The sequence below is a fragment of the Desulfobulbus elongatus DSM 2908 genome (assembly GCF_000621145.1).
Taxonomy (GTDB): Bacteria; Desulfobacterota; Desulfobulbia; order Desulfobulbales; family Desulfobulbaceae; genus Desulfobulbus; species Desulfobulbus elongatus.
Window position 1 is genome coordinate 1 of the sequence record NZ_JHZB01000004.1, and the last position, 13792, is coordinate 13792.

A 13792-nucleotide genomic window follows, 5' to 3' on the forward strand; every position below is an offset into this window, starting at 1 on the left:
GCGAAGCTTCGCCTTCCTCAAATGCAGCGGCAACTTGGGCCGCATGACACTTCGCGGTATGGACAATGTTGCCAAACGCTACCTGATGCATGCCGCTGGCTACAATCTTGGTCTGGTGATGCGTCATCTGTACCGGCACGGCACTCCCAGAGAGATGGCCGGCCTGGTTGTTCGTCTGTTTTGGCCTGTAGGGAGCCTTGTATTGCTCCTCGTAACCGGATTTCGCGCTACGGATAAAATTCCTCCAGGGCATGTTTTGACCGGTGCCGGTTTGTCTTGATCGGCTTGGCGTGCCGTACCGAGTGCATGCTCCCGGAAACATGGCTTTTTCAACGGGCTGTTAGGGCGTCCACCTTTTCGACAATAGCGGCGAATTGGTTTTGCTGCTCGACCGGCGGCTTGATCATCGTGATCTTTTCGAAGTCGCCTTTGGTCAAGATTTTCTTCATCCCCTTTGACGCATGACTTTGGATGTAGGCTTTGGAAATCTTGAACAAGACGTACAAAAAGAACGGATTAATATCCTTCTTTGGCTGAATGGCGTTGATTTGCTGGTTAAACGCAACTGTTCTGTCTGTCAGTGCCGCCCGCCCGATGGACTCAACGCTTCCAGCTATACAGGCCACCATAAGAGCGCCCTTCGTTACTGTTCGCGCTTTGGTTGCCCCAGTTTCTGAAAGGTATTCTGCGGCCTGACTTATAAAAACAGAGTCAGCCGAAATATTGTCAGTCTTTATCCATTCAATGTGTCTGCTCGAATAGTTGGACGGGTCTTTTCTTGGCGGAGTATTTCCCGTCGAAATCTTGCCAAAATGTTTCAATTCCGGTTTATCCCACCCCTTCTCATTCCGCACGGGGTCACCGAACATCTCCAGAAAGACGCTTTTGAGCAGGTCGTCGAGTTGTTGCAGGTGTTGTTTGCGCCGGGCGATCAGCCCTTCCACCTTGCCGAGCAGATGGGCAATACGCTTTTGGTCATCGATTGCTTCGGGGACCGGAATTTCGTAGCCCTGAATCTCCCCGAGTCCGATGGCTGGATAGGCAGGGTCTTTGATGAGGCTTGAAGGTGGAAACTGTTTGAGCGCAAGCCGAAGATAATCCCTAAAAACGTTGTCTTTTGAAGTCAGGATCGCCAGGTGGCTGACGACATAGGCAGGATTCTGCAAAACATAAATGCGATCCTTGGTCGCAGACATGCCGCTTTTCGCAAAAAGAATCGAGCCGTTCGGGTAGAGTTTCAGCTTTCGCTTCTTGGCTGTTTCGGCAGGCACCAGTTCAAGGTCGGATTCGCTTTTACCAGCGAGCAAATCTTCCAGACTGCCAGCGCGAACGAAAGGAATGCCGCTGTCTGCAAATTCATCCGGCTTGGGGGCGCCTTGCCCTGCGGTAACATCCGCAATAGAGCTGATAGGAGCCTTTTTCATCCAATCATCTCCCTCAACTCCAGTAACTCCCGTACAATTCCGTTTTGAATCTTTTTCAGTTCAGCCTCGTCCACATTCCCGACTTCCTCCTGCAGCAGCCTCTCTAGGATCACCGCAGGCAGCTCATACGCCACCTCCTCAAATACATCTTTCTTATACCGGGACAAAGACAGGTCATACCCCTCAGCCTCAATATCCCCCCGCGCCACACAAAACCATTTCGCGGTGCGGTCGATATCGGTCTCGGGATTGCGTGCATGGAACCGGTCAACAATATCTTGCAAATCCCCATACCCTTCCTGCTTGCTGCGCTTGTCGTCCAGCGAGTAGCCGTCGGCCTGCATCTCGTAAAACCAGACCTTTTCTGTGGCTGGCTTGTCCTTGGCGGCTTTATCGTCTCCTACCCCCCAGACTTTGGTAAACAATAGAATCGCGGTGCTGACCCCGGCGTAGGGTTTGAACACGCCGCTGGGCATGGTGATGACAGCCTTGAGGTCGCAGCGGGTCACCAATTTTTCACGGAGGTCTTTGAAGGCCTTGCCGGAGCCGAACAGCACCCCCTGCGGGACGATGACGCAGGCGGTGCCGCCCTTTTTCAGCAGGCGGTAGATATTCTCGACAAAAAGCAGTTCGGTCTTGGTGGTGGCAAGGGTCAGGTTTTCGTTGATGTCGCCCTTGTCGATGCTGCCGGTGAAGGGCGGGTTGGCCATGACGATGTCGTATTCGGACTCCTCAAGGTAGCTCTTGGAGAGGGTGTCTTTGTAGTCGATGTTGGGCTCGTCGATGCCGTGCATCATCAGGTTCATCAGCCCCAGGCGCACCATGGTGGCATCGATGTCGTAGCCGAAGAGGGAGGCTTGCAGAATGGCCTGCCTTTTTTCGTCGAAGGCAGCTGCTACAGATGTTCGAACAAACCCATCTTCATCAGGCTTCAGGTCATTGGTTCCCGCCTTAATAGCCAGTTGGGTGACGATGTACTGATACGCTCCCAGCAAAAAGCCGCCGGATCCGCAGGCCGGGTCCCCGATGCGGTGGCCCAGTTGCGGCCGCACCAGCTCGGTCATCAGCTTGATGATGTGACGCGGGGTGCGGAACTGGCCGTTCTTGCCCGCCGTAGCAATCTCGGAGAGGAGCATCTCATAGACATCGCCCTGGATGTCCTGAAAGGCCTGACCCTTCTCCTGCGAGTCCTGCTCCATAACCTCGAAGATCTCGTCGATGGTCTTGACCGCCTCCACCAGCAGCGCCGGTTTGGGGATGATGAAGACAGCGTTTTTCATGTGGCGGGTGAAGCTGGACTCGGTGCCGTTTAAATCCTTGAGAAAGGGGAAGACCTTGGTCTGGACGTGCTGGAGCATGTCCTCGGCCTGCATGCGTTTGAACTCGCTCCAGCGCAGGCTGCGCTTTTCAACCGCGTATTGCTCGGGCTTTTCCTGGTTGCGGTATTCGGGTGGAATCCACGGACCGTCGAATTTGGCGGTGTAAGGTTCACCGGTCCAATCGGCATCGGCCTGTTTTTTCTGGTCCAGCTCGTCGAGCCGTTTCATGAACAGTAGGTAGGTGATCTGCTCGATGGCTGTGAGCGGATTGGAGATGCCACCGGACCAGAATTTGTTCCACAACTGGTCGATCTTGCTTTTGAGTTCGGGGTTGTTTTGCAGCATGTTATTTTCCTTGGTTCCCGGCAGGAGTCTCGGTCAATACTCCTGTGGTTATGGGTTCTTTGTTCACTCTTCGAGCTTCGGGTTGGGCAGCTTGCCTGACTGTTTGACGAGCTTCTTTTCTTCCGTCTTGACCCGGCGCTCCAGCTTTTTGATGTCCTCTTCCGGCGGCAACCGTTCGGGCTTGATGCCGCGCTGGCCGAGCATGTCGCGCACGCTCTCGTTGTTCTGCACATGCTCGCGGGTAATCGCGTGCTCGCCCCGCAAATCTTCCTGCTGCACGTTGTGGTTGGTCATCTCGGTGGCCAGGTTTTTGGCGGCAATGGTCAGGGTCGGCAGAAAATCCGCCAGAGGGCGGGTTTTGGTAATGCCGTAGCGGTCTTTCATCACCTGGGTGGTGTGACCGCCGAAAAGCGCCGCATCCCCCTTGGAACGGATACGACCGAATCCGGCATCGTCCACACCTCGTTCATAGATGTTCTGGGAGAGGGTCTTTTCCGATTCCCGCAGCCGCTCACGGGCATCCAGCCGGGCCAGAAGGCGCATGCGGTCTTCGATCAGTTCCTGCTTGCGGGTCTGGATGGCGAAGTAGCTTTGGGCAAAGGCGATTGGTTCCTTGCGCGGGTCGCCATTCTGGGCAATGAGATAGCAGGCGTAGCGGGTGAGCATGAAGTCATCGACGGCTCGCTGCCCTCCCTTGCCGATCTCGATCATTTTCGTGACGCCACGAAAATGATCATTTGGGTCATAACCCGTTGTTTCGCAAGACTCTATGGCTCGCTTGATGGCGGTCTGGAAGTTTTCCCAGCGGACATAGCCCAGTGGCTCCATCAGATCCCGAGCGAACCAGAATTCTATCCCTTCATCGGGTATGGTATGGCTCAAGCCATCAAAATAGTATGACAATTTCTGTACAGACGTCTTATCCATGACAAGCCCTCCGGATCATTTTCCCGGTGCCGGGAAAATGGTCTAGCGCTGATATTTTATGTCTTTCGTGGTTCTTATCCATCAGGCCGCCAGGCGTTCCGTAAGTTGTAATATTTCGTTGATCTCCGCTGGGCTGAACACGCCGCGAATGCCCTGCGGGTGGATGACCGTAAACGGCGCGTTGATGAGGTCTTTCTTCTCCACCTTCTCACGTTCGATGATGAAACCCTTGAGTAGGTTCAAAAAATCCAGCTGACGGCTGGAGAGGTTAGTATGCTGCCGGATGAACTGGTCAAACGTCTCGCTGACAGTTTCGGGGAAACTCTTCAGGATCTCGATGCCGAGGATGTGGCGGATGAACTGGATGAAGCGGGCCTTGCGGATATTGTAGACACGGCGCAGCAGGTCTTCGGTGATGTGTGGGTGCTCTGCATGGAGCAGCTCGGCCAGAGCGGAAGCCTCACCCGGTGAAACCTCTTCACCGTTCTTGATCTTCTGCAATATGGGATTGTGCGCGGTCAGCTCCGCAATCATGGCCTCGACCATCTCGCGGTAGCGGCTGATGCTGACCGACTCATGCTGCGGGCCGAACTCGACCCATTCTTTGTTGTGCAGCACGTCGGTGAGGTCGAGATGTGTCGGCCCGAGGCCGGTCTGGAGCTCGCGGAATTTCATTAGCGGCCCGAGGTGGGTGTTGAGCTCGTCGAGGGCGTCTTCCAGCGTGTTGGCATCCGTTTTGGCCCAGTAGTGGTTGGTCTGGGCGGCGCGAATCAAACCTTCTTCGGCCTTGACGAAGTTGATCGAGAGCGGGAGTTCACTGATCTGCGCAACAATACCCTCCTTGAGGGTTTCAGCCTTTTCCTTTTCCCCGCTTAACCAGGCGAGTGAGTATTCCAACGCATCACGTTCGAAACGCATGGCCTTGAAATCGGCCTCGGAGACGGTGCGGAACAGGGGCTTGATCTCGGTGCGCAGAAATTCCAGTCGCTGGTGATTCAGGGTGATCCAGAAGTTTTCCTCATCTATCCGGGCGAGTACGGCAGCCGCCTCCTTGATGATGACGGAGCTTCGCGGCAACTGGCTAATCTGGTGTCGCAGTTTGACAATTTCGCGCTCGGCAATGTTTGCCTGGGTAAGGTCGATGGCCTTTTCAATTTTATCCAGCCGCAATCCGACCAATCGTACCGGTAGGGGGAGCTGGGGCTTGAGCTCTTTGCCCTTGGGTTGCAGCTTGAAGTATTCGAAGTTGTCCCAGCAGTCGAGGATGAGGAACACCTCTTTTTCGGTGCACCAGGGCTTGGGCTTGCTGGTTTCCAGCAGGCGGGTGCCGCGCCCGATCATCTGCCAGAATTTGGTGTAGGAGTAGACCGGCTTGGCAAAGACGAGATTAACGATCTCACGCACGTCGATGCCGGTGTCGAGCATATCGACACTGATGGCAATGCGAGGCATGTCGTTGTTGGTGAACTGGTCGAGCAGGCCACCCTTGCCGTAGACGCGGGGATCATCGGAGACCAGCACCTTGGCCAGCTCGCCCTTGTATTGGGGAAAGAGCTTGTCGAAAATTTCTTCCATACGCCGGGCATGGGCCTTGGAAGAACAGAAGAAGATGGTCTTGCCGGGCAGCACCCCGCTTTCGTCCTTGATGCACTCCTCCATGAACTCTTTGACGATGAGGGTGTTGGTCCCCTTGTTGATCACCTGCTTTTCAAGTTGAGAACCCTCAAAATTGATCTCCTCGATTTCCTTGCCTTCCAGCAAAAGCTTTTTCTGATCTTCCAGTGAGATAGTGCGTTTGCTGATCCCTTCCATCTGGAAGCGGGTCTGAATCTTCATCACCTGAAAACTGCTCAAATAAGGCGGCACATTGTTCACCGCCTCTTCGAAGGTGTAGGCAAAGGTGGGAAATCCGTCCTCGCAATGGAAGAGCTGGAAGGTGTTGTGGTCGATGATGTCGGTCGGCGTGGCGGTCAGGCCCAGGGTGATGGTCTTGAAGTAGCCCAGGACTTCTCCATAGGTGTTGTAAATGGAGCGGTGGCTTTCATCGACCACGATGAAATCGAAAAAATGCGGCGACAACTGCTGTGATTCGTCCCGGATGATGTTGAGCATGGTGGGATAGGTCGAGACGTAGATGCGGCGGTCTTTGGCGATGAGCTTTTCGCCGACGTTGGGCCAGCGTGGCTCGTGGGGCAGGTGCTCCTTGAAGGCGGCCAGCGCCTGCTCGCGCAGCGCGATACGGTCAACCAGGAATAGTATCTTTTCCGCATGCCCGGCACGCATCAGTGCATCGACTAGGGCAATGCAGGTACGGGTTTTGCCAGTGCCGGTGGCCATGACCAGGAGGAAGTCGCGTTTTTTCTGTTCGATGCCTTCCAGGACGGCGCGAATGGCCCGGATCTGATAGTCGCGACCGGCGATGTTCGTATTGATCAGCTCCTGAGTCAGGGGCTTGCGGTTGCGGCGTATATACTGGAATCGCTCCAGATCGTCGCGAGTCGGAAAGCCGACAATCTTGCGCGGTGGGTAATTGCCGAGATCCCAAAAATAATGATCATGACCGTTGGTGTAGAAACAGAACGGCAACTCGCCCCCCAGTTGCTTCTGAATATTGTGGCAATATTGCTTGGCCTGTTCGCGGCCAAGAGCCGGATCCTTGCTGGTCTTCTTGGCCTCAACCACGGCCAGGGGCTTGCCGTTTTTCCCCAATAGCACGTAATCACTGAATTGGTGGCCAGCATAGGGAGACGGGGGCTCGGCGGTGGTCAAGGAAGTTGAGTCGACCAGGATGTCGAATTCCTGAATGACCAGAGTTGGGTTGGTCACATCCCAACCCGCCTGGGCCAATTGCCGATCAATGAGTTCTGAACGGGTTTGTGCCTCCGATTTTGTCATAGGTGTGGCGATCCTTGGGCATTATCACGTATATTCAGCAGGCTTACATCCCAATCGGTTGCACCTTATACTCCTGCCTGATGTTTCGCGACAAAAAAGTCAAGCAAATCAAGTCAATCTCTCATTTGTTTACTGAAGCGTGCAGACCATGAGCAATCAATGGTCACTTTGCACATCGTCTTCATGGTCTTGAGTGCTTCGGGGGACAATAATCAAACCCTGCTCTCTCGCTAAACTCGTCCATAAAGGATGAGAAGGCCTCGACAGCCTGGCGGGCATTGGCCATGAGTTCCAGAGCTTCCTGCTCCGGGATGCCGCCCATTTCTTTCCAGTGTGCCTTCAGATGATCGTAGGCCAAGTCGAACTGCACCACCAGATGCAGCATCTGCTTGGCCAACGGGGAACGGACATCGATGAGCTTGGCTGTGGGGGTACGCCTTGCCGTCTTTTTGATGACCTTCTTTTGGCTGGTTGCCATGATCCTTCCTCCAGTGATGTTTGTGGGTTATTTGTGGTCCAGGGTTTCCAAAAACACGCCGAGATTCCGGTAGCGTATCATTTTGATCTGTCAGGATTACTTACATAATCTCTCTTGACTGCCAACCGATACATGTCTAAAATGTGCGCGTAATCCCGATTCCGCCCGAGACGGTGGGGCTACAGATAATCAAATAACAACAGATACAACACTTACCCAGTCCGGAGAACCCTGCCCGGTTCCCGGATGAAGAACTGCTGATCCGTGCCAGGGTAGCACAGCACAGGATCCCCCGACCATTGCCGGCGTTGCTCCGCTGGCATCCGGCCGGGACCCGAATCGGACCCGTTGCGAGCACAATAAGGCAACGATGGTTCGTTCTCGTGGCCGTAGGCCAACTCCGCCGCCCCATGGCACAGCAGGCGAAGGAGGAAGAGAACGCCGGTTCCTCTACGGAACGCAGGCCACCATTCAATAATGCCAGGTCACCTGCCCACATGGAGGCAGCGCATTCCTCAATCGTCCCCCGCACTGCTGACCGCTGCGTTGGACATCAAAACCACCATCAGGTCGTCACGGATCTCTTTCCGGTGGGTCTTGGTTTGCCCGCACACCCTCGTGCAGTAGGCCACCCGTGCTTCGGCAAAAGTCCACCCTCACGACCGCCATCCATCCAGAGCCAGGAACGTTCAGTACCCTCTTTCTTCTTTTTCCAGGGGTGCTGACATCCAACAGCTTCATGTAAGAGATTTTTTCGCCCTTTTGGGGCTTTCCACCGCCTCGAGATGAAAACCGGACGGCCGGTTTTCTTACGGAATCCTCATTAGTTATCTAAGAGGAGCAATCCGTTATGGCACGTTCTACAAAAATAATTCGCATGCGCTGCGTGACATCGTTTGTCTCGCATCGCAAACACCCGGGAACCACCTTTTCATGGGTGATCTCAGCGTCCTGTTGCCCGACCACAAGGAGGGCAATATGGAAATGATGCCAAGGAGCACCCTGCCGGAAACCGGATTCCTGCGTCTGCCCCAGATTGTCGGCAACTCCAAGGCCCAGCCTCCCGTTCCAGCATTGATCCCGGTGTCGAGAAGCACCTGGTGGGCTGGCGTCAAATCAGGCCGCTATCCCCGCCCGGTCAAGCTCGGGCCGCGCATCACCGCCTGGCGGGTGGAGGATATCCGCCGGCTCATCCAGGACACCTTCGTGTGAGGTGGCTATGGAATGGGTCAAAGTGAAGTGCGACCTCTTTGATCACCGCAAGATCAAACTGATCCGCAAGGGACCCAAGGGCGATACCCTGGTGCTGCTCTGGGTGATGCTCATTGCCGAGGCCGGCAAGTGCGGCCGGGGAGGGGCACTCATGATCTCAGAGAATAAGCCCTATACGGCCGAGACCTTGAGCCTGCTATTGGCAATACCCGAATCAGTTGTCGAGCAGGGCCTCGAATTGTTTGCCCGGTTGGAAATGATCGAGCGGGATGCAATTATCCGGATTCGCAACTGGCGCAAGTACCAGAGCGAGGAAAAGCTGGAGGTCCGCAGGGAAAAGGACCGGCTCCGCCAACAGCGGCACCGGGAAAAAGGACCCGAGGTGTTACAGCCGGTGTCACGTGACAGTCACGCTTCTCCGTCACGTGATGTCACGCCTGAGAACAGAACAGAGAAGAACAGAGTAGAGAAGACAACAACAACAGAGGGAGTACGGTTGTTGTTGTCACAGACACCGTTGTCAAACATCTCTGCTCAGGAACTGGGTGGACTGATGCAACGTCACGGTCCTGGGCGTTTACGGCAGGCCGCCGATGTCGCGGCGGAAACCTGGCGACGTGACCGGGTGGAGATCCGCAATCCGGGTGGCTACCTCAACACCCTCTGCGAAACCCTGGTTATTCCAGACTGGTATGCGCCTCCTGAAGAACGGCAGAAACGTGCTCAGGAGATCCGGAGACGGCAGGAGGTGCAAACGGCCGGTCTAGTGGCGCAGCAACTGGCCGAAGAAATTGAGAACAAGGCCCGTGACCAACTGTGGCAGAGCCTGAGTGACAGCGAGCGTGACCAGTTCTGCACCGTTGCCCGGGATGAATATCCTGTCGGCACTCATGCCCCGGAGGGTGTGGTCCAGATCCTGGCCAAGATGAAAGCCTGGGAGGCCCGGCAGGTGAGCGGCTGCTCCTGAAAGCGTGGCAACCGTGCCTTGCACGGCTGCAATGCAGCAGACACGGAAATCCCCGGTGGTTGCAGCGCTGACACACTGAAGACTGTTTGTCACCTACTGCAAACCACTGTCAATTTCGATACCCGGATTTCCGCGCTGTGTCAGCAGGCGCCGACACAGCGCGGAACCCGCACCCCAGCACCGCTTTGCCGCGCCGGGCGCGACAAAGCACGGAGGACGAACCATGGAGACACATGAGGAGACATTTGATGCGCAGGCCGAGGTCGCGCGCATTCGCAGCCGCCGGGCAGTGGCCAGGCGGAAACACTACCGCAAAAGCCGGCTGGACCGCTACCGGGCCGAACTTGTGGCGATGAGGCGGGCCGGCGCCTCATGCGCCGATCTGGCCGAGTGGCTAAGGGTCCATCGCTGTCGGATCCATCGCAGCTCGATTGACCGCTATCTGAAATGCTTGCCGGAGTTACACCATGCCGAGTTTCCGCTCCCCGAAGGCCCAGGCTGAACATGCAGTCTCCCGCAAAATTGCCCTGGGGACCGGCAGGCATGATCACCAGAACGACGGTCGGATTCACAGTCTGGGTACGGCCCGGAGCTATGAACAGGCCCTCAAGGGCTTTGCCGACTATCTCCGCCAGCATCGATTGGGAGATCTGCACAGCGCCAGCGAACAGGAGGCCCGGCAGTATCTGGCCGAACGCTCAGAGGTAGTCGGTCAGAAAACCCTCGATCTGGACCGTCAAGCGATCCAGATCCATCTGGGACAAAAGCTGGAGATCGTCTGCAGCAGCAAAGAGAGCACCCTTGCCACCCGAAGCTATACCCCTGCCCAGGTGGAGAGGATAGCACATGCCCAGAGCGAGACCAACAGCCTGGCCACCCGGTTAGCCTATCATGCCGGCTTGCGGGCGCATGAGTTACTCACCCTGCGGCCTGCTGGTGAACGGGCAGCCTCCGGTCACCGCCAGTGGAACGAGGAGCGGTTCACAGGCCGGGAGGGGGATAGATACACCGTTGTCGGCAAAGGTGGACTGGTGCGCGAGTTGGTGTTGGCCCGAGAGTTGGTCACGGCCTTGGAAGCCAGGCGGTTGGAGGAACCCCGCCTGGTGATCGACCGGGGTGTGCACTACAGCCAGCATTATGACATCGGCGGCGGCCGGGCCTGGAGTCAGAGTTTTTCGTCTGCCAGCAAACGCGAGTTGGGCTTTTCCAACGGCGGCCATGGGCTGCGCCACAGTTACGCCCAGGAGCGGATGAACGAGTTGCAGCAGCAGGGGATGCGGTATGACCAGGCGAAGGGGACGGTGGCCCAGGAGGTCGGCCATTTTGACAAGGAAACCACTGAGGCCTATCTGCGATGAAAAAAGGATGGCACAGCTTCTGGTTTCTTGTTGGTTTCTTACCTCTGTTGGTTGTTCTCTGGTTGGCTTGGGTGTTGCCCGGTTGGGGTTTCTTCCGCTTGGAGGCGGACCCGTTTTATCTCCCCCAGGATGGGATGGTGCTGGTGGAGCGCAGGGCGGGCAAGGTGGTGAGCAGCTCTACCCTCTCTTCCCATGGCATCGGCAGGCAGGCATTATGGGAGCTGTGGCCACTGATGCTGCTCTGCGTCCTGGCCGGATATTCCTTGGGGGGCGGGTATCACTGGCTGTATCACCTGCTGGATGGCGAGCAACCGCCAGCAAAAGAAGTGACTCCAGAGGAGATAAAGCTCCGGGAGCTGGCTGAAAGTCTGCGCAACAATCAGCAGATACAAGAAGTTGAAATAAAGAACCTGCGGAAATTGCTCCAGCAAGCCCGGAAAGAATCCTTTGACCAAATGATGAAAAGCGGTGAGCGCGGCAAACAGATAATGATGCTGGAGCGCAAGGTCGAATCCCAGCAGCGGGAGCTATTCAATGCCAGGGCCAAGATGAAGCGACTTGCGGGAAAACAGCGAAGAAAACCAGTTGACCATCACTCCTGGCCCGAATACAGTGACGATATGTAGCGCACCGTGGCGCTTTGTCTGACGACACACGGATCGGCCCGCAGAGCCGGACCTCTTATGTGGCAGATCTACCTGACCTGATAGGCGCAGAGGCGCACAGGCCAGCAGCGGTGAACAGTCCCACGCTGAACTCTTGGGGGCGAATCGGGAAGGTGACTTCTCGCGGTGGTTCAGATTATAACCATCGGCCACGGCATCAACTGACCGTTTGGCAATCTAACGCGACGCGGACATTGAGCATGCACAGTGAAAGGCCTCCCCGGTAGTGGAGGCCTTTGGTGTTTGTAGCGCATTAAAAGGCAGGCTTACCCGGCCAGGTAGCATGGCTGGAGCAAAGCCGCAAGGCCAAGCCCTGCGGGTGCTCGCTCACTCGCAGCCTTGCCCCTTTCCCCCAGCCACGCTCCACCTCCAGGTGGCGAAGGCGGAGAGGCGCTCTGCCTCCGGCGGGGCTCAGACTGAAAGGCTTATTCGGTTTCAGTATGAGGTCATGGCGTATGCTAATGGCCAGATCATGACTTCTAACGGCCAAATTATTTTTTTTGTTTTTTGAAATACATTTTAAAATCAAATTGATATCGTTTGTTATTGGTAGGATGGCCGTTTGATTGAGCGCGATTTTTCCGCGTAGTGTCCTTTAGGAAATTGGCCTCAATCAGCGACGAAACTCTGAAAAATTTGTTGGTACTTTTGTTGGTATCTTGAAAAATAATGTTTGTCTTTTTAAATTAATTCATAAAGTTAATTGGTTAATACAAAGGTCTGCTTCACAGTAGTTTTTTATCGTCCAACAAAGGCCGGAAAATCCACGAGAAATCATGGGTTCCGGCCTTTTTCATGTCCTTTTCAGTCCATTCCCGTCCATTGACATCCGGCATTTTTTGTGAGTATGATTTGGAGTAACCCGCCTTACTCACAAAATTCCTACTCACAAACGAGGGAAACCGCGATGCCGCTGACCGAGACGGCCATAAAGGCACTCAAGCCGCGCACCAAAATATACCGAGTCGCCGACAGCAAAGGTCTTTGCCTGGAAATCACACCATCAGGCGGCAAGCTTTGGCGCTATCGTTACCGCCATGGCGACAAAGCAAAAATGCTCGCCCTAGGCAAATACCCTGAAATCTCCCTCAAGGAAGCGCGTGAACGCCGCGACGAGGCGCGGAAGCAACTGGCCCATGGTGTTGACCCCGGCGAGGCAAGAAAGGCGGAGAGAGCCGCCGAGGAGGCCAGGAGGGGCGCCACCGTGGAGGCCGTGGCGCGGGAATGGATCGAGACGTGGCGAGCAGGGAAAGCCGAGAGCCATGTCCGCAATGTCATTGCCCGGCTGGAAAATTACGTCTTCCCCCAAATCGGCGCACAGCCAATCGCCGAGGTCGGCGCACCGGAAGCCCTGCGCCTGCTCCAGCGAATCCAGGACATGGGCTTCGTTGAGAACGCACACCGGGTGAAATCCATCCTGTCGCAAGTCATGCGCTACGCCATCGTGACGGGCCGGGCGGAGCGTGACCCCTGCCAAGACCTGAAGGGCGCGTTGCAATCCCCCCAGACTACTCACATGGCGGCCCTGACCAAGCCGGCGGACGTGGCCGGGCTGTTGAAGGCGATCGACAGCTACCAGGCAACTTCGCACGCATCGAGCGTCACCTGCGCGGCGCTGAAGCTAGCCCCCCTGCTGTTCGTCCGTCCCAGCGAACTGATCGCCATGAGATGGGCCGATATCGATCTGGACAAAGCCGAGTGGGCATACACGGTCGGCAAAACCAAAACGGCGCACCTGGTCCCCCTTGCCCGGCAGGCTGTGGCGATTCTGACCACTTTGCAAGGGCTGACGGTTGAAAGCGGGTGGGTGTTTCCAAGCTGCCGTCATGGGCGGCACATCTCAAACGCCACCATCAACAAAGCGCTGCAAACTCTCGGCTACGACACCAAGACGGAAATCACCGCTCACGGCTTCCGGGCCATGGCCAGGACCATGCTGGCCGAACGTTTGGGCTATCCACCCGAGGTGATCGAACACCAACTGGCGCACAAGGTTCCGGACACCCTTGGCACGGCCTACAACCGCACCAAGTACCTCGACCAGCGCCGGGAGATGATGCAGGCCTGGGCGGATTATCTGGACGGACTGAGGGAAGGCAAAGGCTGACCACGAATTTCCCCGGCTAGGCGTGGCCTCATGAACCGCGTTGAACACCCTTCCCCTGGGGGGCCCGGGGAATACTTCACAGGGACTCCGCCAGG

Annotated in this window: 11 protein-coding genes and 1 pseudogene; 7 read left to right on the forward strand and 5 right to left on the reverse strand. The window is 56.1% G+C overall.

Annotation, left to right across the window (positions count from 1 at the left end; all coding sequences use genetic code 11):
* Positions 1-280: pseudogene (locus Q362_RS24180) on the forward strand (hypothetical protein); the annotation flags it as partial.
* 49 nt (positions 281-329) lie between these two features.
* On the opposite strand, the gene Q362_RS21940 reads toward Q362_RS24180, so the two are convergent.
* From Q362_RS21940 to Q362_RS0102925, 5 genes are all read right to left on the reverse strand, one after another.
* On the reverse strand, positions 330-1424 hold the full coding sequence (locus Q362_RS21940; RefSeq protein WP_084312224.1) for a restriction endonuclease subunit S: 1095 nt from the start codon (positions 1422-1424) through the stop codon (positions 330-332).
* Positions 1421-3088 (reverse strand): type I restriction-modification system subunit M, encoded by a 1668-nt coding sequence (locus Q362_RS0102910; protein WP_028317460.1) that lies wholly within the window; start codon positions 3086-3088, stop codon positions 1421-1423. Before Q362_RS0102910 ends, Q362_RS21940 begins: the two co-directional genes overlap by 4 nt.
* Before the next feature lie 63 nt (positions 3089-3151).
* A complete protein-coding gene (gene dinD, locus Q362_RS0102915) occupies positions 3152-4015 on the reverse strand; it encodes a DNA damage-inducible protein D (protein WP_028317461.1) in 864 nt (287 codons plus the stop codon).
* An 81-nt stretch (positions 4016-4096) separates the two neighbouring features.
* A complete protein-coding gene (locus Q362_RS0102920; RefSeq protein ID WP_028317462.1) occupies positions 4097-6910 on the reverse strand; it encodes a type I restriction endonuclease subunit R in 2814 nt (937 codons plus the stop codon).
* A gap of 181 nt (positions 6911-7091) precedes the next feature.
* Complete coding sequence (locus Q362_RS0102925) at positions 7092-7388, reverse strand: hypothetical protein (RefSeq protein WP_028317463.1); 297 nt, start codon at positions 7386-7388, stop codon at positions 7092-7094.
* Positions 7389-8375: 987 nt separating this feature from the next.
* On the opposite strand from Q362_RS0102925, the gene Q362_RS0102930 reads away from it, so the two are divergent.
* The 6 genes from Q362_RS0102930 to Q362_RS0102960 all read left to right on the forward strand — a co-directional run bounded on the left by Q362_RS0102930 (position 8376) and on the right by Q362_RS0102960 (position 13697).
* The gene (locus Q362_RS0102930; protein WP_035215436.1) at positions 8376-8600 is read left to right on the forward strand and encodes a helix-turn-helix transcriptional regulator; all 225 of its coding nucleotides are present in this window, start codon (positions 8376-8378) and stop codon (positions 8598-8600) included.
* 7 nt (positions 8601-8607) lie between these two features.
* Positions 8608-9567: a phage replisome organizer N-terminal domain-containing protein gene (locus tag Q362_RS0102935; protein ID WP_028317465.1), complete on the forward strand. Its 960-nt coding sequence runs from the start codon at positions 8608-8610 to the stop codon at positions 9565-9567.
* A 223-nt stretch (positions 9568-9790) separates the two neighbouring features.
* Complete coding sequence (locus tag Q362_RS18840) at positions 9791-10069, forward strand: hypothetical protein (protein WP_051553550.1); 279 nt, start codon at positions 9791-9793, stop codon at positions 10067-10069.
* Positions 10035-10925: a site-specific integrase gene (locus Q362_RS0102945; protein ID WP_028317466.1), complete on the forward strand. Its 891-nt coding sequence runs from the start codon at positions 10035-10037 to the stop codon at positions 10923-10925. Before Q362_RS18840 ends, Q362_RS0102945 begins: the two co-directional genes overlap by 35 nt.
* A complete protein-coding gene (locus tag Q362_RS0102950; RefSeq protein ID WP_028317467.1) occupies positions 10922-11551 on the forward strand; it encodes a hypothetical protein in 630 nt (209 codons plus the stop codon). Before Q362_RS0102945 ends, Q362_RS0102950 begins: the two co-directional genes overlap by 4 nt.
* A 946-nt stretch (positions 11552-12497) precedes the next feature.
* Complete coding sequence (locus Q362_RS0102960; protein ID WP_028317469.1) at positions 12498-13697, forward strand: tyrosine-type recombinase/integrase; 1200 nt, start codon at positions 12498-12500, stop codon at positions 13695-13697.
* Positions 13698-13792 lie beyond the last annotated feature (95 nt).